Source organism: Desulfoluna spongiiphila (genome assembly GCF_900101345.1).
GTDB classification, from domain to species: Bacteria; Desulfobacterota; Desulfobacteria; order Desulfobacterales; family Desulfolunaceae; genus Desulfoluna; species Desulfoluna spongiiphila.
This window is the reverse complement of sequence record NZ_FMUX01000004.1, coordinates 183,987-202,966: the sequence shown is the minus strand read 5'-3', so window position 1 is coordinate 202,966 and position 18,980 is coordinate 183,987. Positions and strand designations below refer to the sequence as shown.

The 18,980-nt window shown below is 58.6% G+C and carries 13 protein-coding genes; 3 read left to right on the top strand and 10 right to left on the bottom strand.

Annotated elements, in window-relative coordinates; translation table 11 throughout:
* Positions 1-17 precede the first annotated feature (17 nt).
* The 3 genes from BLQ12_RS07640 to guaA form a co-directional block, all read right to left on the bottom strand.
* A complete protein-coding gene (locus BLQ12_RS07640; RefSeq protein WP_092209895.1) occupies positions 18-1,544 on the bottom strand; it encodes a SidJ-related pseudokinase in 1,527 nt (508 codons plus the stop codon).
* A 79-nt stretch (positions 1,545-1,623) separates the two neighbouring features.
* Positions 1,624-2,445 (bottom strand): coiled-coil domain-containing protein, encoded by an 822-nt coding sequence (locus tag BLQ12_RS07635; RefSeq protein WP_092209893.1) that lies wholly within the window; start codon positions 2,443-2,445, stop codon positions 1,624-1,626.
* A 6-nt stretch (positions 2,446-2,451) separates the two neighbouring features.
* Positions 2,452-3,984 carry a glutamine-hydrolyzing GMP synthase gene (gene guaA, locus BLQ12_RS07630; RefSeq protein WP_092209892.1) on the bottom strand — a complete coding sequence of 511 codons (1,533 nt, stop codon included), beginning with the start codon at positions 3,982-3,984 and terminating at the stop codon, positions 2,452-2,454.
* 490 nt (positions 3,985-4,474) lie between these two features.
* Here guaA and efp point away from each other — a divergent pair, with 490 nt between their 5' ends.
* On the top strand, positions 4,475-5,038 hold the full coding sequence (efp, locus tag BLQ12_RS07625) for an elongation factor P (protein WP_092209891.1): 564 nt from the start codon (positions 4,475-4,477) through the stop codon (positions 5,036-5,038).
* 111 nt (positions 5,039-5,149) lie between these two features.
* Here the strand turns inward: efp and topA are convergent, their stop codons facing one another.
* The 7 genes from topA to BLQ12_RS07590 form a co-directional block, all read right to left on the bottom strand.
* Positions 5,150-7,447, bottom strand: a complete 2,298-nt coding sequence (topA, locus tag BLQ12_RS07620) for a type I DNA topoisomerase (RefSeq protein ID WP_092209889.1) — start codon at positions 7,445-7,447, stop codon at positions 5,150-5,152.
* Positions 7,444-8,589, bottom strand: a complete 1,146-nt coding sequence (dprA, locus tag BLQ12_RS07615) for a DNA-processing protein DprA (protein ID WP_092209888.1) — start codon at positions 8,587-8,589, stop codon at positions 7,444-7,446. Before dprA ends, topA begins: the two co-directional genes overlap by 4 nt.
* A gap of 114 nt (positions 8,590-8,703) precedes the next feature.
* The gene (gene ybgF / locus BLQ12_RS07610) at positions 8,704-9,483 is read right to left on the bottom strand and encodes a tol-pal system protein YbgF (RefSeq protein ID WP_175469573.1); all 780 of its coding nucleotides are present in this window, start codon (positions 9,481-9,483) and stop codon (positions 8,704-8,706) included.
* Positions 9,484-9,741: 258 nt separating this feature from the next.
* Entirely contained in the window at positions 9,742-10,791 is a 1,050-nt protein-coding gene (gene secF, locus BLQ12_RS07605; protein ID WP_092209885.1) for a protein translocase subunit SecF, read from the bottom strand.
* Positions 10,792-10,813: 22 nt separating this feature from the next.
* Complete coding sequence (secD, locus tag BLQ12_RS07600; RefSeq protein WP_092209884.1) at positions 10,814-12,418, bottom strand: protein translocase subunit SecD; 1,605 nt, start codon at positions 12,416-12,418, stop codon at positions 10,814-10,816.
* A 228-nt stretch (positions 12,419-12,646) separates the two neighbouring features.
* Positions 12,647-12,952: a preprotein translocase subunit YajC gene (yajC, locus tag BLQ12_RS07595; RefSeq protein WP_092209883.1), complete on the bottom strand. Its 306-nt coding sequence runs from the start codon at positions 12,950-12,952 to the stop codon at positions 12,647-12,649.
* Positions 12,953-13,302: 350 nt separating this feature from the next.
* Positions 13,303-14,763: an Rne/Rng family ribonuclease gene (locus BLQ12_RS07590; protein WP_092209881.1), complete on the bottom strand. Its 1,461-nt coding sequence runs from the start codon at positions 14,761-14,763 to the stop codon at positions 13,303-13,305.
* An 865-nt stretch (positions 14,764-15,628) separates the two neighbouring features.
* On the opposite strand from BLQ12_RS07590, the gene leuS reads away from it, so the two are divergent.
* Both leuS and lptE read left to right on the top strand, forming a co-directional pair.
* Positions 15,629-18,217 (top strand): leucine--tRNA ligase, encoded by a 2,589-nt coding sequence (gene leuS, locus BLQ12_RS07585; protein ID WP_092209879.1) that lies wholly within the window; start codon positions 15,629-15,631, stop codon positions 18,215-18,217.
* Positions 18,218-18,283: 66 nt separating this feature from the next.
* The gene (lptE, locus tag BLQ12_RS07580; protein ID WP_092209878.1) at positions 18,284-18,802 is read left to right on the top strand and encodes an LPS assembly lipoprotein LptE; all 519 of its coding nucleotides are present in this window, start codon (positions 18,284-18,286) and stop codon (positions 18,800-18,802) included.
* Positions 18,803-18,980: the final 178 nt, after the last annotated feature.

Here is an 18,980-nt window from a genome sequence, read left to right as displayed (position 1 = left end):
TGGGGACTCGATACGGATCACGGGGCGTTTATCAAAAACCCGTCGGTTATTGTAATGGATGCAAGGGTGGCCGTAAACTCAATTAATTCGGGACAGGATATTTTCCCGTTGAACCGTCCCAGGTGGGGGCCGGTGAAGAGGATGATATCGGCGGCGCCCCGGGGTACCCGTTGCGCCTCTTGGTCGCTGTAGCCCCGATCCGTAAGAAACCGCGTAAAGTCTTTTTCCTCCATATCCTGCTGGTCCCTTGCCCTTAAAATCTCCTCCATATGGGTATCTCGTCCCATCTCTTCGATCATGCGTCTGCCAAGGGCCCCTAAGTCGATTCCGTCCGGGGGCTTTGACCCGCCCCCTGTAAATCCCTGGTGGTAGCCGGTCAGGATGGCTTCCAGCATGGCGGTGAGGTGATCTGCGTTGAACCAATCTCGGCGATCGCTGGTGTCGGGAGCGTGCGAAAGGGCGGCTGCGCCTTCCCTGCTGCGAAAATGGCTTCCGGCCACGAGGAGCAGGCTCAGGATCTGGTCTCCCATGATGCGGTAGTAGTCCCCTGTGGGCAGCTCCCGGGCCGTGCTCATGTGTTCAAAGTCTCGCAGGCCGGACAAGCCGAAGTTGGGGAACCGGCAGGAGGCGAGCCAGCGGTCCAGGCGGCCCCCTTTCTGCCAGAGGTAGACCCCTTCGTCGTTGCGTCGGTCGGTCTGGACGCGGTTGTGGAAGAGGGGGACCGGAGCCGTGTGGAGGATGCCCCGGGCGGCCAGGTGGCCGAAGAGAAAGGCGGACCGGCCCATGATTTCGATAACGCTGGCGGTCTCCAGGGGGGCCAGGGGTTCGTTGGGGTAGGTAAAGTAGTCCGGTGTGGTGAGAAAGGCCATGGCCGTGTCCGATGCCGCTTCTTGGGGAAGGTCCGTGATACGCATCAGGGCAGGGCCCACAGGTGTCGGTACGTGGGAACCGGGCGGGAGTGACGAGGCCAGGGTCTGCATCCAGTGCCATTCGGCCGAGAGACCTTCGGGATCTTCTTCGGGTCGCGCGCACTTGATGACCAGGGTGGTTTTCCCGTGGTGGTAAAGGAGGCTGCGGCCCGTGGGATGGGGGTGGGTATCCAGGGGAAAACCCGCCCTTTGAAGGATCTCGTCCAGGGAGCAGCAGGTGGGGGCCGGACCAGGCCCTGCAGGGGGAAGGTCAGAGTGTCTCGGGGCCAGGCAGTGACAGGCTGAGCAGATGGCCATGTGGCGCCTCCCTTTTGCCTCGGCGCACAGGGTGCTGACGCCTTCAAGGGCCAGGCGGGAGACGGGGTGGCCGGGCCCGAGGGCTTCGGCGGTGCGGGCGAGGATCCCGGCGAGGCGTCCGTAGAAGAAATAGGCGGTTCGCCGGGTCTCAAACCGGTCGTCGGCAAGGCATCCGAGGAGGAGTCTGACCCCTGTTTCCGTAAGGCTCTCCGGGTTCTCTTCGCAGGCCTCTTCAATGGATCCGGCAGCGAGAAACAGGGCGTTGTAGCCCCGCGATGCGGAAAAGAGCCGTTCGATATCTTCGGCGGTGGAGGTCATGGGCTCCTAAACAAAAGGGGCCATGCCGCAGCATGGCCCCTCGGGTTGGTGTATGGGATGACGGACGACGGACGACGGGTCAGCCGCCGATCTCCTGCTCGCTGATGGTCCCGGCCGGCGAGGCGGGCGGGGGCGTCTGGGCAGGAGGGTCTGCCGGGGCAGGGGGGCCCTGGTCCGCCTTTTCGATACTGTCCATGCGCATGTCAAGGGAGGTGCGCACCTCGTCAATGCGGACCTGGAGCAGGATGCGTTCCTTTTTCAGCCGCTTGTCGAGTTCCGAAAGGGTGGGCAGGGAGACTGCCAGGTCCTTCAGATCTTTTCGGGCGGCGGCAAGGTCAGCCTTGAGCCGGGTCAGGCCCTTGGCATCGGCTGCGGTTTTCTTCTCCAGCTGCCGGGTGCGGTCGATGGTTTCGTCCACATCGGACTGGATCAGGGCCAGGGCCTTGTCGTTTTTACCGAGCCGGGTCTCAAGCGTTCCGAAACGGGCCTCGGTCTGCTTTTTGGTGAGGCGGGTGGCCACAATAAAATCGACGTCCTTTTGGGCCTTGCCGATTTTTTTCTCCAACACCCCGAGCCGGGTTTTGATGACCCCCAGCTCTTCGTCCAGGAGCTTTTCCATTCGGGCGTTTTTGACCTGAAGGGAGGAGACCATGCGCTCCATGTCCTTGGAAGCGCTGCGCACCTCTTTGGAGCCGGTGTCCTTGAAGGCCGCCACCCGTCGGTTCATGTCGATGTAACCGAAGAGCATCACGATGCCTATCAGGCAGGGCGTAATGACGGCAATGAGCGTTACCTTGAGGCTGAGGCTGTCCAGCCGGGAACGCTCATGGTCGCCGTAGGCCACCGGTTCATCTTTGTCGTCGGCCCCGAACACAAACCGACCGTCGTTTTTCTTGTCCATACGGGCCTATTCCCATTCAATGGTTCCGGGGGGTTTGGAGGTGATGTCGTACACCATGCGGTTGACCCCGTTGACTTCGTTGATCACCCGGTTGGAGATGCGGGCAAGGAGATCGTGGGGAAGGCGCGCCCAGTCTGCGGTCATGGCGTCCTTGCTGGTGACGGCACGCATGGCGACCGTGTAATCGTAGGTGCGCTGATCGCCCATGACGCCCACACTCTTAATGGGGAGCAGCACGGCAAAGGACTGCCAGACTTTTTTGTAGAAACCGGCCTTTTTGATCTCTTCCACGATGATGGCGTCGGCTTCCCGGAGGATGTCGAGGCGGCGCTTGGTGATTTCACCCAGGACGCGGATGCCGAGGCCGGGGCCGGGGAAGGGCTGGCGCCAGACAAGATCGTCGGGGATGCCCATCTCTTCGCCCAGGGCGCGGACTTCGTCTTTAAAGAGGTATTTCAGGGGCTCAACGAGTTTGAGCTTCATGTCCTCGGGGAGGCCGCCCACGTTGTGGTGGGACTTGATAACGTCCGAGGCACCGCCGAATACGGACTGGGACTCGATGACGTCCGGGTAGAGGGTCCCCTGGCCGAGGAACTCCGCCCCTTCCACTTTTGCGGCTTCGTCTTCAAAGACATCGATGAAGATGTTGCCGATGAGTTTTCGCTTCTGCTCGGGATCGGAGACGCCGTCAAGGGCCGTGAGAAACCGCTCGGAAGCGTCAACAAACTTGATGTTGAGGTCCAGCTTGTCGGTGAGGGACTCTTCCAGCTTCTCCCGCTCGTTGAGCCGCATGAGCCCGTTGTCCACGAAGATGCAGGTGAGGTTCCGGCCGATGGCCTTGTGGATGAGCACGGCGGCCACGGTGGAGTCCACGCCGCCGGAAAGGCCCAGGATGACCTTTTTGTCGCCGACGGTGGTTTTTATCTCTTCAATGGATGACTTGACGACATTCTCCATGGTCCAGGTGCGCTGGCATCCGCAGACATCAAAGAGAAAGTTGGAGAGCATCTCGCGCCCCTTGAGGGAGTGCTCTACCTCGGGGTGGAACTGCAGGCCGTAAAATTTTCTGGCCGGGTCCGCGGCTGCGGCAAAGGGGGTGTTGTCGGTGGTGCCGGTGGGCATAAACCCTTCGGGGAGCTTTGAGATGGAGTCGCCGTGGCTCATCCAGCACTGGGTGGGGGACTCGATCCCTTCGAAGATGCGGCAAGGCTCTTTGATGGCGAGCTCGGCAAACCCGTACTCCCGCTTGTCGGAACGCTTGACCTCGCCGCCCAGGGTGCTGACCATGAACTGCATGCCGTAGCAGATGCCGAGGACGGGGATGCCCAGATCGAAGATGGCGCTGTCCACCTGGGGGCTGTTTTCATCGTAAATGCTGCAGGGGCCACCGGAGAGGATGATGCCCTCGGGCTTGAGCTCTTTGATGTAGTCCAGGGTGGCGACATTGGGTGCGTCGACCTGGCAGTACACGTTGAACTCACGGACGCGGCGTGCGATGAGCTGGTTGAATTGTGAACCGAAATCGATGATTAATATCATGATATTCCTTTATGTGTTGGTAGCTTTGCAGATAAAGTGCGATGTTGCCTTTCTTCTAAGGATGGCACCGCAGAGCCCGGATGCTTTTTTGCTTGGGTTACAGGGACATCGGGCATGGTGTCGTTTTTTGGAAAGCCAGTATAATTCACTTTAATCCGTGCATTTACCATATCAGGAAAAAAATGGAAAGGGGATCATCCCATGGCTGCCGGGCGCTGGCGTTGCCAATGGGGGCGTCATGTGGTAAAAAAACGGTGAGCCGTCTGTGTTTCAAGCCAGGGGGCGTTGCAGGTGGCGTAAGGGGCATGGAAACAAAGGGCCTACGCGCGCATTCTCACCCACATAAGGTTAACGGGCCGTTGACAGGTCTCCGGAACGGCCGCAATGTGCGCAGTTGAGATGGCTTTTTTCCATACAAGTCCCAGACATATGATATCAACAGGCCCGAACAACCCGGGCCATGAAAAAAACAGACGAGGACAGGCAGACAATGATTGAATGTGGTGAACTGCGGAAAGGCATCAAACTTGAGATTGACGGTGAACCTTATGTGATCGTGCAGTTTGAATTTGTAAAACCCGGCAAAGGCCAGGCCCTTTACAAATGCAAGCTGAAGAACATGATCAACGGCACACAGTTTGACAGAACCTACCGCTCCGGTGAGAAATTTACCAAAGCCAGCCTGGAAGAGCGTGAGATGGAGTATCTCTATTTCGACGGGGATGCCTACAGTTTCATGGATACCCAGAACTACGAGCAGGAGTTCCTCTCCGCAGACCAGGTTGCAGACGTCATTCCCCTGCTCAAAGAGAACACCAAGTGCTCCGTGCTTATGTTCGACGGGCGCGCCATCGGTGTGACCCTCCCCAACTTCGTTGAGCTCCAGATCACCAGGTGCGATCCCTGGGTCAAGGGCGATACCGCCACCAACAACTACAAGCCTGCCACCGTTGAAACCGGCTATGAAATTCAGGTGCCCCCCTTTGTGGACGAAGGGGAAGTCATTCGCATCGATACCCGCACCGGCGAGTACTCCGAGCGTGTGAAAAAATAAAAGCCCCCGGCATTTTTCTGTGCCGGGCGCTTGCGCCATCAGGATTAAAAAAAGGCCCATCCGCAGAAAATAACGGATGGGCCTTTTTTGGTCTCTGTCAGGTGGTGACCATCAGGCCTCTTCGTTTTTTTCCACGGGCTCTTTAAAACCACACCCGTCGGTGAGGCACTTCAGGAAGGTGCCGTCACGCTTGGTGGTCTTCTCCACCACAAAGGGTGCGCCGCAAAGCTCGCAGGGGCGGGCCACGGGCTTGTCCCAGATGGCAAAGCTGCAGTCGGGATACTTGTTGCACCCGTAAAAGACCTTGCCCCGCTTGGAGCGTTTTTCAACGATGGTGCCCTCGCACCCTTTTTCAGGGCAGGGGACCCCGGTGTCCGCGCCGGTCCCGGAGCTTGCATCGCCGTTGACTCCCATGGTGTTTTTGCACTCGGGGTAGCCGCTGCAGGCCAGGAATTCTCCGTAGCGGCCCTGTTTGAGCAGCATGGGTTTGCCACACTTGTCGCAGACCTTTCCTTCGGCCAGCTCAAAGGAGGGCTCAATGGGGTGAATGACGCCCTTGTCGTCCCGTTCGTAGTTCCGGGAGTAGTCGCACTCCGGGTAGCCGTTGCAGGCGATGAACGTGCCGTTTCGGCCGATTTTAAGGTGGAGTTTCTCTTTGCTGCATTTGGGGCAGGTGAGTTCTGTCTCAATCCCAACGCCCTTGACGCTGATCATGTGAGAGGTGGCCTCTTCCAGCTCCTTGTCAAAGGAGGCGTAGAACTCGCCCAGGAGGGTGAGGTAGTCGATCTCCGAGGCTTCCACCTTGTCGAGGTTGTTTTCAAAACTGGCCGTGAACTCGACGTTGAAGACATCCGGGAAGTTGGCCACCAGCAGGTCGTTGACGATAAAACCGAGCTCGCTGGGGCGGAAGTAGCGGTTCACCAGGTCCACATACCCTTTGTTCCGGATGGTGGACAGGATGGTGGCGTAGGTACTCGGACGCCCGATGCCGTTCTCCTCCAGCTCCTTGACAAGGGAGGCTTCCGAAAAACGGGGGGGCGGGGAGGTGAAGTGCTGCTTGGGGTCCAGGTTGATAAGGGAGAGCGCTTCCCCTTCGGCAAGCTCCGGCAGCTGCTGCTTTTTGTCGTCGTCTTTTTTCCCTTCATCGTAGGTGTAAAGGGTCATGAAGCCGGGGAACCGAACGGTGGAGCCGGAGACGGACAGGGTGAACCGCCCTGAGGCGATGCCCACGCTGACCTGGTCGATGAGGGCCTGCTGCATCTGTGAGGCGATGAATCGTTTCCAGATGAGGGTGTATAAGAGGCGCTGGTCCTCGTCCAGATAGGCCGCCACCTTTTCAGGGGTGTTGAAGACGCTGGTGGGACGAACCGCTTCGTGGGCGTCCTGGGCCTTGTTTTTGTTCTTGAAGAAACGCGGTGCGTCAATGGCGTAATCGTTGCCGAATTTGTCGCGGATGAACTGTCCGGCTTCCACGGCCGCTTCATTGGCGATACGCGTGGAGTCGGTACGCATGTAGGTGATAAGGCCTACGGGTTCGCCCGGCCCAAGTTCCACCCCTTCGTAAAGCTGCTGGGCAACGCTCATGGTTTTTCGTGCGGAAAACCGCAGGCGGTTGATGGCCTCCTGCTGGAGCTTACTGGTGGTGAAGGGGGGCAGGGGGTTGCGCTTTTTGGTGCGGCGCGTGACTTTTTCGACCTTGTAGGGGTTGTCCCTGAGCTCATCCACCATGGCGTGGGCGGCGTCACCGGTCTTGATCTCGGCCTTGGCACCGTCGACCTTGGTGAGTTTGGCGATAAAGGTGGTGTCTCCGTCGCCTTTGAGTTCGGCTCCGATGCTCCAGTACTCTTCGGGCTCGAACCGGTGGATGGCGTGTTCGCGTTCGCAGATGATGCGAACCGCAACGGACTGAACCCGTCCTGCGCTGAGGCCGCCCTGCACTTTTTTCCAGAGAAGGGGAGAGACCTGGTATCCCACCAGCCGGTCCAGGATGCGTCGCGCCTGCTGGGCATCGTACCGGTTGTAGTTGAGCTCGGTGGGGTTGTTCAGGGCCTCTTCGATGCCCCGCTGGGTCAGCTCATGGAAGAGGACTCTTTTAAAGGTGCGATCCTTGCCTTTGAGGATATCCGCTGTGTGGAAGGCAATGGCCTCCCCTTCGCGGTCGGGGTCGGGGGCGAGGTAGATTTCGGTGGTGTTGGCTGCCGCGGCCTTGAGTTCTTTGATGATCTTGGACTTGCCTTTGATCTGAAGATACTTGGCCTTAAACCCCTTTTCAATGTCAATGCCCATCTCTCTGGGGGGCAGGTCTTTGATGTGACCTGAGGTGGCCGCCACATTGTAGGTTTTTCCAATATATTTTTTGAGGGTCCGCACCTTGGTGGGGGACTCCACGATAACCAGGGGTTTGCTCACGATTTCTCCTCTTTCAGCGAAAAGAGTTTTCCGGGGGATCGTACCACCACGCCTTTCAATTCAAGGTTCAACAACACGGCGGAGAGTCGACCCGCCCCCATGGGAACGGTTTGTAAAATATCGTCAATATGAGACGGATACAAGTCAAGGACCTTTAATACAGAGATCTCCTCATGATCAAGAGAAAATTTTGATGTGTCCGGCCTGCAGGTGTTTTGGCTTGGCTTGGAATGACTTAGATCACAGGGTGTTGTCGTTGATTTTGCGGCGGTGTGCACATGGGCCGCGAATTCTTCCGTGATATCTGCCGACGATGCAACCAGTTTTGCCCCCTCCTGAATGAGGTGATGGGTACCGGCGCTCTGGGAGGCGTGGATGTGGCCCGGAACGGCAAAGACCTCCCGGTTCTGGTCGGCGGCACAGCGTGCGGTGATGAGGGAGCCGCTTTTCAAAGAGGCTTCCACCACCACGGTTCCCAGGCTCAAGCCGCTGATGATGCGGTTGCGCATGGGGAAATGGTGGGCTTCAGGGGAGCGGTCGTAGTCAAACTCAGAGATGAGGGCGCCGGAGCGGGCGATGGCTTCGGCCAGGCGCCTGTTCTCCGGAGGGTAGATGGTTCCCAGGCCGCATCCCAGGACGGCGATTGTCCGCCCCTGTGCGGCAAGGGCGCCGCTGTGGGCCGCCGTGTCAATGCCCCGGGCCAGGCCGCTGACCACGGTAAATCCCGATGCGGCCAGCTCCGAGGCAAGGCCGGAGGCGTTTTTGAGCCCGTAGGAGGTGGCTTTACGCGACCCCACAAGGGCCACCATCGCCGAGTCGGGGTCCAGCTGCCCGACGATCTGGAGCACAGGGGGCGGGTCGTGAATGGCCGCCAGGAGTTTCGGGTAGTCCCCATGGGTCAGGGGAACCAGGCTTACCCCGGCATCAAGGGCGCGGTCATGGCTGCGCCGGGCCTGGTCGCTGATTTTATGGGCGCGGATCGTGCCTGCAAGGCGTTTTGAAACCCCGCTTACGCGAGCCAGGCGTGACGCATCGGCCCCAAAGACCTGTTGAGGGGTCTGAAAGGCGTCTATCAGTCGTTTGAACAGCAGGTTCCCGACACCGGGGACTTCCTTGAGGGCGAACCAGGGGAGAAGGTTCATCGGTTCAGATCCGGATTCAGCGGTCGTTTGGGGCTCGCCGCCCGGTGTGTCGGCGCACCGCATGGCGGTGCGCAAACGGGTCCGGGAATGTGCTGTGGTTCGGTGTGTGAGCCCTTAGTTATCGTCCAGGGAGTTGAGCGCTCTTTCAGCTTTGGCGCCCGACGGGGTAAAGGGGTGTTCCATAACCACCCGTTTCAAGTATTTTCTGGCGGATTCCTTGTCATTGAGTGCAAGGAAAGAATACCCGGTTTTGAGCAGGGCATCCGGGGCTTTGCTGCCTTTGGGGTATTTTTTCAGGAGTGTCCGGAACGCGCTGATGGCGGCCGAATAATTTTTCTCAGTATAGTGGATTTCACCCGACCAGTAAATGGCGTTGTCGGCCAGGTTGTCTCCGGGCCACTTTTCCGCGACCTCTCGGAACAGGAGAAGGGCCTTTTCGTGGTTTTTTTCTTTCATGGCGGCAAAGGCTTCGGTGTAGGTCCGGCTGGCCAGGTTGCCCTTGTCGGATTTTTTCTGCTTTACAGGCAATGGCGCCGCCTTTGGCAGGGAAGAGGACGCCGAGGACTCCTCGCTGATCTGGGGCGCCTTTACGGGAGGTTCGGCCGATGCGATGGGGGTTATGGGGGCTTCACCGGACACGGGGGTGGTCCTCTCCAGGTCGGAGATGGCCCGTTCGTGGCTGTCCACCATGAATTGCATCACCGAGAGGCGGTGGTGCATTTCGTTCATCTTCTGGCGGGTCTCCTGCAGCTCCCGTGCAAGGGTGGCTGTTCCGGGATCACGCCGCTGTGGGACCGTTTTGCACCCGGGGGCGACAAGAAGGGCAATGATGAGTGCCGTTGCGGCGGATTTTCCTGGGAACCTGTCTCGTCTCTTGGCCGTTGCCTTCATCATCGTTGCAAAAACTCCTGTTGAAAAAAAGTGGGGGGGTGGTCGATTCGGCGTGCCGCAAAGCACCCGGGCGCCGGATCGCAGCATCTCCTTGGCGGTGGGTGCCCCAGGGATGCAGGCGGACAAAATATGCCAGAAAAAGCTACCAGAATGGCCCGTGGAATGCAAAACAAAAAGAGTGTGAGGGGGCAGGAGAGGCGGTGGAAAAGGTCCGCCGGCTGGATGGCCCAGCCGGCGGGAGAGATCAAAGACGCTGAGTGATCAGTTTTCGTCTGTTTTCCAGGCCAGGAGAATGGGGCTGGCCACATAGATGGAGGAGTACGTCCCCGTGACAACGCCGATGATCATGGCAAAGGCGAAGTCGTGGATAACGCCGCCGCCCAGGACATACAGGGCAATCACCACCACCAGGGTCGTCAGAGAGGTGAGGATGGTGCGGCTCAGGGTCTCGTTGACGCTGCGGTTGATGATGAAGTCCAGGGGCTTTTTGGTGTATTTTTTGCCGTTTTCACGGATTCGGTCAAAGACAATGATGGTGTCGTTGAGGGAGTATCCGATGATGGTCAAAAGCGCCGCGATGATGGGCAGGGTAAACTCGATGTTGAGCAGCGAGAAGATCCCCACCGTGATGGTGATGTCATGGACCAGGGCGATGATGGCCCCCATGGCGTATTTCAACTCCAGATACCAGCAGAAGATGATGCTGACCACCAGGGCAAAGACGATGAGAAAGGGCATGCCCGAACTCACAAAGGCAATGGACTGCAGCTGGGTGACGCCGTAGACCGCGCCGCCCAGGATGGCTGCCATGGCACCGGAGATGCCCCATTTCAGCTCGAAACGGCCCGAGATGTAGATGATGATGAACAAGAGGGCGTAAAACATGGCCAAAAGGGCTTTTTGCCTCAGGTCCTTGCTGACCTGGGGGCCTACCATGTCCAGGCTCAGGTCCTTGACGGCCACGCCGGTGCTCTCGCCCAGGGCTTTTTTGACCTTGGGGGCAAAGGCGCTGTCGGCCATGAAGGCCTGCTTGGTGCGAATCTGGAACTCATGGTCGCTTTCGCTGCCGAAGCGCTGGACGGATGCGCCGTCGAGTCCGGCGGGCTTGAGCCCTTTTTTGACGGCGGCGATGTCAACGGCATCGGTAAATTTCACCTGGACGGCGCTGCCGCCGGAGAAGTCGACTCCGTAGCGGGGTCCCTTGTGAACGACCAGGGAGAGGATGCTGATGACGATGAGGGTCAGGGAGACGCAGAACGCGATCTTCTTGATGCCCGTAAAGTTGATGTTGGTCTCTTTGATAAACTGCATTGGGATATCTCCTCACTAAGGGCTAAATGCTCAGGGTTTTCACGTTCGCCTTGTGCAAGATGGAATCAAACAGCAGTCTTGACACCACAAGGGCCGTAAAGAGGCTGGAGAGGATACCGATGCCGAGGGTGACGGCAAAGCCCTTTACCGGGCCGGAGCCGAACTGGAACAGGACCATGGCAGCGATGAGGGTGGTGACGTTGGCGTCCAGAATGGTGAGGGTCGCCTTGTCGAAGCCCGCCTCCACGGCAGCCATGGGGCTCTGGCCGAGGTTCAGTTCCTCGCGTATTCTCTCAAAGATGAGCACGTTGGCGTCCACCGCCATGCCGATGGTCAGGATGATGCCCGCAATGCCCGGAAGGGTCAGGGTCGCCTGGAAGGCGGCCAGGCCCGCGGCAATGAGCAGGACGTTCAGGATCAGGGCCACATCGGCGATGAGACCGGATCCCCTGTAGTAAATCACCATGAAGACGATGACGGCCAGGCCCCCGATGAGCATGGACCAGATCCCCTTGCGGATGGAGTCTGCGCCCAGGGTGGGACCGACGGTTCGTTCTTCAAGGATCTTGACAGGTGCGGGCAGGGCGCCGGCTCGCAGGGCGATGGCCAGGACTCGGGCCTCTTCCATGGTGAACCCGCCGGTGATCTGGGCGTGCCCGCCGGAGATCTGATCCCGGATGACCGGGGCGGAGTAAACGGTGTCGTCCAGCACGATGGCCAGCCGCCGGTTGACGTTGGCGCCGGTGACCTTGCCGAAGATATGGGCCCCTTTGCGGTCGAATTCGATGGAGACGTAAGGCTCGTTGGCCATGTTGTCAAAAAGGACCCGGGCATCGGTGAGGGAGTCGCCGGTGAGGAGGACACGCTTTTTGATCAGCATGGGGGTGGCGGATTCCGCGCCGGTGGCGGGGTCTTTGCGCACCAGGTTGAGCAGCTCGCTGCCTGCCGGGGCGTGGGATGCCAGGGCAGCCCGGACATCGCCTTCTTCATCCACGAGGCGGAACTGAAGGGTGGCGGTCTTGCCGATGAGGTCTTTGGCTGCCTTGGTGTCGGTGATTCCGGGAAGCTGAATGAGGATGCGGTTTTCCCCCTGCTTGCGGATATCGGGCTCACTGACGCCGAATTCGTCGATGCGGTTACGGATGGTCTCAAGGGCCTGGTCCGCAGCAAATTTTTCCACGCGCTCCGCTTCGTCGGTTTTCATGGCCAGGGTCACCAGGGTGATGCCGCCGCTTTCGGATGCGGAGGTCACGGCAAGGTCGGGAAAATCGTCGGCAATGATGCTTCGGAAGGCCGGCAGGTCATCTGCAGAGAGGAGTTTGACATGGAGCTTTGCGCTCTGGTCCACCAGGACAACGCCCCTGTTTTTCATTGTGTTTTTGCGCAGGGCCTGGCGAATGTCGGATATCTTCAGGGACATGGCATTTTCAACGGCTTTTTCGGTCTGGACTTCCAGAACCAGGTGCATGCCGCCCTGAAGGTCAAGGCCCAGGTTGATCTTTTTGTGGGGCCATATCTCGGGCTCGCTTGTCCCTTTTATGTACATGCTCGCCGTGGGAAGGATAAACACGGCAGCCATGATGATAACCACAAGAACCGCTATCAGTCTCCAGGATAGATTCTTCAATGGTGCTTCCTCTCAGCCCGGTGGGTGTTGGTGATCGCGTGAAAACATGCTCAAGGTCAGGATCTGGTTTTAAGCGGGTTTCAACGAAAGAGTCACTGTTCCCTGGGTGCTCACTCTGGTAAAAGCTGTTCGTACAAGAAAGAATATAAAAGCACACAAGCCGCTTCGGGGCACCTTATGTGCTTTTTATTCGCTATGGGGGCAATCGGATCAACGCCGATGGCGGGATCAGACCTTGACGGTGATGTTGGCCCTGATCACCTTGATGTTGACTTTTTCGGCAATCTCAAGGGTTACCGTGGCATCATCCACCTTGACGATGGTGCCATGGATGCCACCGGAGGTGATCACGTTGTCCCCCTTCTTGATGGCGCTGATCATCGCCTGGTGCGCCTTGGCTTTTTTCTGCTGGGGGCGGATCAGGAGAAAATAAAAAATGACAAACATCAAAATAAGGGGAACAAAGGCGGCGAAACCCTGCTGCCCGCCGGCGGCACCCTGGGTTCCCATGGCGTATGCGGTGCTGGTGAACATGATACTCCTTTATATGGATCAAAAGGGGTTGTGTATGACGGCTTAGTGAAAAGCCCGGCACATACCCGAATCGAGTGGGCATGCACATGGTTACCTGTTAACGGTCGCTGTCTGTGGGGCGCCCCCGTCGACCCGAAAAGGGTGATGGAGGCGGTGGCACCGGAAAATCAGCATGGCGAATCGCTTATCCGGCACCTCGCAAACTGCCCAACAGATACAGTAAAAGAGCCTCTGGTGTCAACACAAATGGGGCTGTGGACAGGCCCTTGAGGGCCCCTGAAGATGGCCGCGCGGGCCGTGGGGTCCGGTATCCCCGCGGCCGTGCTGCGGGGATCCGGCTTGCTGCGATACTATTCGCAGATAATCCGGCTCTCTCCATGGACCATGGAGGTGTTGCCTTCGATGGTGATGGAGATGCTGCGTTTGATCTCGATGTCGAGGATCTCTGCCCGCTTTTTGTTGAGGAGGTAGACGGCCACATCTAAGGGGACATAGCCCTTGGCGTTGGTGATCCCGTCCTTGAGGGTCTCCAGGCTGAGCTTTCGCAGGAAGGCCAGGGCCACGGTCTCCGTAGAGAGGATCATGCCTTTGCCCTTGCAGTGCTGGCAGGGGACCATGCTCCCGAATTCAATGGAGGGACGGATACGCTGGCGGGACATTTCAAGGAGGCCGAAGCGCGAGATGCGGCCCACCTTGGTGCGGGCTTTGTCCGACTTGAGGTTCTCCTTGAGCTTGGTCTCCACGGCGCTTCTGTTTTTGGGCTCCTTCATGTCGATGAAGTCGATGACGATGAGGCCGCCAAGGTCACGCAGTCTGAGCTGGCGGGCCACCTCTTCGGCGGCTTCCAGGTTGGTCATGAGGGCGGTCTGCTCGATGTTCTTTTTCTGGGTGCCCTTGCCGGAGTTGACGTCGATGGCCACCAGGGCCTCGGTCTGGTCGATGACGATGGACCCGCCGGAGTTCAAGGAGACGCGGCTTTCAAAAATGGAGGCGATCTGGCTTTCCAGCTGGTGCTTGGTGAAAATGGGCTTGTCGCCGGTGTAGAGTCGGGTCAGCTTCACGTGCTTGGGCGCGATGAGGCGGATAAACTCCTTGATCTCCTTGAAAGCGTCGGGGTTGTCCACCAGGATTTCGGAGACATCGTCGGTGAGGTAGTCCCGGATGGCGCGGACGGCAAGGTTCTTTTCTTTGAACAGAAGGGAGGGGCCGGGGGTGTTGGCGGCCTGCTTGTTGAGGTCTTTCCATACCTTGGTGAGGTAGGTGACATCCTTGGAGATCATGGTTTTGTTGCAGTTTTCCCCTGCCGTGCGGACGATGAGCCCATACCCGTCGGCGAGTTTGAGCTTGCCGATGATCTCTTTTAAGCGGTTGCGCTCCTTTTCGTCTTCAATCTGGCGGGAGACCCCTCTGTTGCTGCTTCCGGGCATGAGCACGGCGTGGCGGCCGGGCAGGGAGACGAAGGTGGTGAGCATGGCCCCTTTGTTCATGATGGGGTTTTTGGTCACCTGAACGATAAGCTCCTGGCCGCGTTTGATAAGACGGGTGAGGTTTTTTTCGTGTTCGCTGGTCTGGTGGAAATACGAGTTGTGGATCTCCTGTTTCTGGAGAAAGCCGTTTTTTTCGCTCCCGAAATCCACGAAAACGGCCTGAAGGCTGGGTTCAACACGCGTGACCACTGCTTTGTAGATGTTGCCCTGGATGCTTTCGCGCGAGGTGGTCTCAAGGTGGAACTCTTCAAGGCGCGAATTGGTGACTTTGGCGATCCGGCACTCTTCCGGATCCACCGAGTTGATGAGAATTTTACTTGTCATAGTAATGTGTTGTCCTTAACGAACGTGGGATAGGGATCTGAAGAAGGAGCGGTACCCGGCAGGGCTCTGCGATGGGAATGTGGGTGCGCGGCAAGTCTGCCAAGCATAGTGGCCCTTGAAGCAGCTGACAGCCTCCATCCCGTTTTCGTCTCCTCCATTGCGTCTGGTGGTGGAATGTTCGGGGATGGGTCTGCAGCGGGTAGCAACATCATGCCGGAGTTCGTTACCGCTGACTTGGGTGGGTTTGATGGCCGTATTCTAACCAAAAAACGATACGGTGGGCAGCTGGCTCTCCGGGGATGCTTCTGATCCGGTGGTTGTGATTTGTATGATGGCCTGCGAAGCGGCTCTCCCGGCCCTCCCGGCGCATGGCTGGGTTTACGGGGTCGGGCAGTGGCTCAAGACGGAGGCATCATGATTTTGTGAAAAGACGCGAAATTGATGGAGACGGGTCGCATGCTTGGTGGACACCGCCTTGCAAAAGGGGCTTCGACCGTTTCGAAGCCCGGTGTTCTTTTCACAGCCATCGAATGCTGTACAGATCCGGGGGGCAATGTGCATCATGGGATCCCCCCATGTGCCCGCCGGTTTTTCGTTCCATATGCAGCGTTCATGTTTGTTCTCTTTAAATAGGGGATTGTCGGAGGCAAGTCAATATTAAACCTCCCCGGCGACGGGGGGCAAGGGCCCCGGCTTTTCTCGGTCGTGCGGGGCAGGGTGGGTGCGTGGCAGGCCTTTTGCTTGCCATTTATCTATGATTATGGCATTTAAATTTGTTTGGCGCATTTGCGTTTGTTGGGAACCTTGTGTCCACGAATCTGAATCCATTTGCAATATCACACGCACTCTGGAGGTTTTAAATATAATGGAAGATAAGTATCTCCCGGACTCGATAGAGTCCAAGTGGCAGCAGCGATGGGCCGATGACGGCTCATTCCGGGTGGTTGAAGACCCTGAAAAAGAGAAGTATTACCTGCTGGAGATGTTTCCATACCCGTCGGGCAATATCCACATGGGCCATGTCCGGAACTACACCATCGGTGACGTGGTGGCGCGCTACAAAAAAATGCGGGGCTTCAACGTGCTCCACCCCATGGGATGGGATGCCTTCGGCATGCCTGCGGAGAACGCCGCCATTGACAACAACACCCACCCTGCCGCCTGGACTTACGCCAACATCGACACCATGCGCAGCCAGCTCAAGCGCATCGGCCTGAGTTACGACTGGGACCGGGAGATTGCCACCTGCACGCCGGAGTACTACCGGTGGGAGCAGTGGCTCTTTATTCAGATGGTTGAAAAGGGCATGGCTTATCGGAAGGAGTCGTACGTCAACTGGTGCGAATCCTGCCACACGGTCCTTGCCAATGAGCAGGTGGAGAACGATTGCTGCTGGCGATGCGGAGAGAGCGTGCAGCAGAAAAAACTCTGGCAGTGGTTTTTCCGTATCACGGACTACGCCGAAGACCTCCTGGTGCACTGCGACAAACTCGGCGGGTGGCCGGACAGTGTCACCACCATGCAGAAGAACTGGATTGGAAAGAGCGTGGGCTCGGAAGTGACCTTTGAGGTGGAAGGCTCGGAGGGGCCCCTTTCGGTCTTTACCACGCGTCCCGACACCCTGTTCGGTGCCACCTTTATGTGTCTGGCTCCGGAGCACCCCATGGTGGCAAGCCTCTCCAGGGGCACGGAGCAGGAGGGGGCTGTAGCAGAATTCGTGGATCGCATCCTCAAGCAGGAGCGTTCCAGCAAGGCCATTGAGAGCTACGAAAAAGAGGGTGTGTTTACCGGTGCCTACTGCATCAACCCCCTTACCGGGTACAAGATGCCCATCTATGCCGCCAACTTTGCCCTGATGGAGTACGGCACCGGGGCCGTGATGTCGGTGCCTGCCCACGACCAGCGTGACTTTGATTTTGCCCGGAAGTACGGCCTGGAGGTAAAGGTCGTGGTGAGCCCCGAAGGGGAGGTTCTTGATGGTGCCACCATGGCGGAGGCCTACAGCGGCTCCGGCGTGATGGTGAACTCCGGGGATTTTGACGGCATGGACAGCGTGGCGGCCAAGGAGGCCATCACCGATGCCCTCGAAGGGCGGGGAATCGGGAAAAAGACCATCTCCTTCAGGCTGAGGGACTGGGGTGTTTCCCGTCAGCGCTACTGGGGCACGCCCATCCCCATGATTCATTGCGATGCCTGCGGGGCTGTTCCCGTTCCCGAGGAAGATCTTCCCATTGTGCTGCCCGAAGACGCTCAGCTCCTGGAGTCCGGCGGCTCTCCCCTGGGTACCCTGGATTATTTCAAGAAGGCGACCTGCCCCAAATGCGGCAACACCGACGCGCGCCGCGACACCGATACCATGGATACCTTCGTGGAGTCCTCCTGGTACTTTGCCCGCTACTGCAGCCCCGAATACACCGAGGGCATGGTGGACAAAGAGAAGGTGGCCTACTGGATGCCCGTGGATCAGTATATCGGCGGGGTGGAACACGCCATCCTGCACCTGCTCTACTCGCGGTATTTTACGCGGGTGATGCGCGATATCGGCCTCGTGGAGTTTTCAGAGCCCTTTAACCGGCTCCTCACCCAGGGCATGGTGACCAAGGAAACCCTGTCCTGTCCCAACCACAAGTGGGTGTTCCCCACCGACACCGAGAAGGCCGAGGACGGCAGCGTCACCTGTAAGCTGTGCGGGTCGCCCGTGGACGTGGGCCGGGTCATCAAGATGTCCAAGTCCAAGAAGAACGTCATTGACCCCAATGTTCTCCTGGGTCGCTACGGTGCGGACACCACCCGCCTGTTCTGTCTTTTTGCCGCTCCCCCTGAAAAGGACCTGGAGTGGAACGATGAGAGCGTTGAGGGGTGCTTTAAGTTTATCGGCCGCGTGTGGCGCATTATCACAAGCAGGCTGGAGGCCTTTTCGGGGGTCGAGGCCTATGCCGGCCCCGCATCCGAACTCTCCGGCAAGAGCCGCGAGCTCTACACCAAGATCAACGCCACCATCAAAAAGGTGACGGACGATGTGGAGGGCAAGTTCCATTTCAACACCGCCATCAGTGCGGTAATGGAGCTGGTGAACAGCATGTATGCCGTGGATGGCGACGCCTCGCTGAGGGAGGATGTGATGAAGCGGGCTGCAGAGACTGTGGTGCTTCTTCTCAACCCCGTGTCTCCCCATGTCACCGAAGAACTCTGGGAGAAACTGTCCGGTACGGGGCTCCTCATGGATCAGCCCTGGCCCGAGTACCGCGAAGATGCCCTTGTCTCCGATGAAGTGCTCATTGTGGTGCAGGTCAACGGCAAATTGAGGAGCAAGTTTCAGGTGCCCGCAGGCGCATCAAAGGACGAGGTGCAGGAGTTGGCCCTTGCCGATGCGGCTGTTCAGAAGTTTATCGACGGAAAGCAGATCCGAAAAGTGATTGTGGTTCCCGGTAAGCTTGTCAATATTGTGGTTTAATCCGTGGGTGGCCGCCTTTTTCCCGAATGGGAAAAGGGTGGCCACGTCCAGAAGAGGTGTGTGTCCATGAAAAGGGTTTTTGCATGGAAAGCGGCGGCTGCTGCCGTTCTGGCGGCAGTCATCATTCCCGGTTGCGGGTATCAATTTTCCGGGAGCGGTTCCCTGCCGGACGGGGTCACCGGCCTTTGTGTGGCGGTTCCTGAAAACCGGTCGTCGGATATCGGTCTTGCGCCCATGGTGGCAAGTGCTGTGGTTACCGAGGCGGTGGCCGCCGGCGCGGATGCTGCCGTGGGGTGTACCGGACGGTCGGGGTCCCTTATGGGCGAGATCCGTACGGTTTCAACGTCCACCATCACGAGGAACAGCGACGGCGACGGCACCGAAGAACGGGTGACCATTACGGCGTCGTTCCGGCTGGCTGATGAGGACGGTGCGGTGCTCTGGCAGAGGGCGTCGGTGACGGGGACGGAGACGTACAGCGTGACCCCCGGAGCGGATTCCACGGCTGCCCGGAACGCGGCGCTTGGGGAGGCGGCCGAGGACCTTGCGGAGAATGTCTGGGTGGGTTTGACCCAGAGGTTTTAGGCGGCTCCTCCGGGTGACGCAAAGGTGGGTGCCCCACAAAAAACAAAAAAGGCCTTCCGGTATCTCGCGAGTGCTACCGGAGGGCCTTTTTTTGTAGGGCAATAAAGACGGGATCACAACAATGTTGCGAAGGGCCGGGGTTCAGGGTTTTGCGGTGAAAACGCTGAGGCGGCCGTGT

Coding starts and splice junctions, on each gene's coding strand:
- BLQ12_RS07640 (WP_092209895.1), bottom strand. CDS start 1,544: ATGACCTCCACCGCCGAAGATATCGAACGGCTCTTTTCCGCATCGCGG.
- BLQ12_RS07635 (WP_092209893.1), bottom strand. CDS start 2,445: ATGGACAAGAAAAACGACGGTCGGTTTGTGTTCGGGGCCGACGACAAA.
- guaA (WP_092209892.1), bottom strand. CDS start 3,984: ATGATATTAATCATCGATTTCGGTTCACAATTCAACCAGCTCATCGCA.
- efp (WP_092209891.1), top strand. CDS start 4,475: ATGATTGAATGTGGTGAACTGCGGAAAGGCATCAAACTTGAGATTGAC.
- dprA (WP_092209888.1), bottom strand. CDS start 8,589: ATGAACCTTCTCCCCTGGTTCGCCCTCAAGGAAGTCCCCGGTGTCGGG.
- ybgF (WP_175469573.1), bottom strand. CDS start 9,483: ATGATGAAGGCAACGGCCAAGAGACGAGACAGGTTCCCAGGAAAATCC.
- secF (WP_092209885.1), bottom strand. CDS start 10,791: ATGCAGTTTATCAAAGAGACCAACATCAACTTTACGGGCATCAAGAAG.
- yajC (WP_092209883.1), bottom strand. CDS start 12,952: ATGTTCACCAGCACCGCATACGCCATGGGAACCCAGGGTGCCGCCGGC.
- BLQ12_RS07590 (WP_092209881.1), bottom strand. CDS start 14,763: ATGACAAGTAAAATTCTCATCAACTCGGTGGATCCGGAAGAGTGCCGG.
- leuS (WP_092209879.1), top strand. CDS start 15,629: ATGGAAGATAAGTATCTCCCGGACTCGATAGAGTCCAAGTGGCAGCAG.
- lptE (WP_092209878.1), top strand. CDS start 18,284: ATGAAAAGGGTTTTTGCATGGAAAGCGGCGGCTGCTGCCGTTCTGGCG.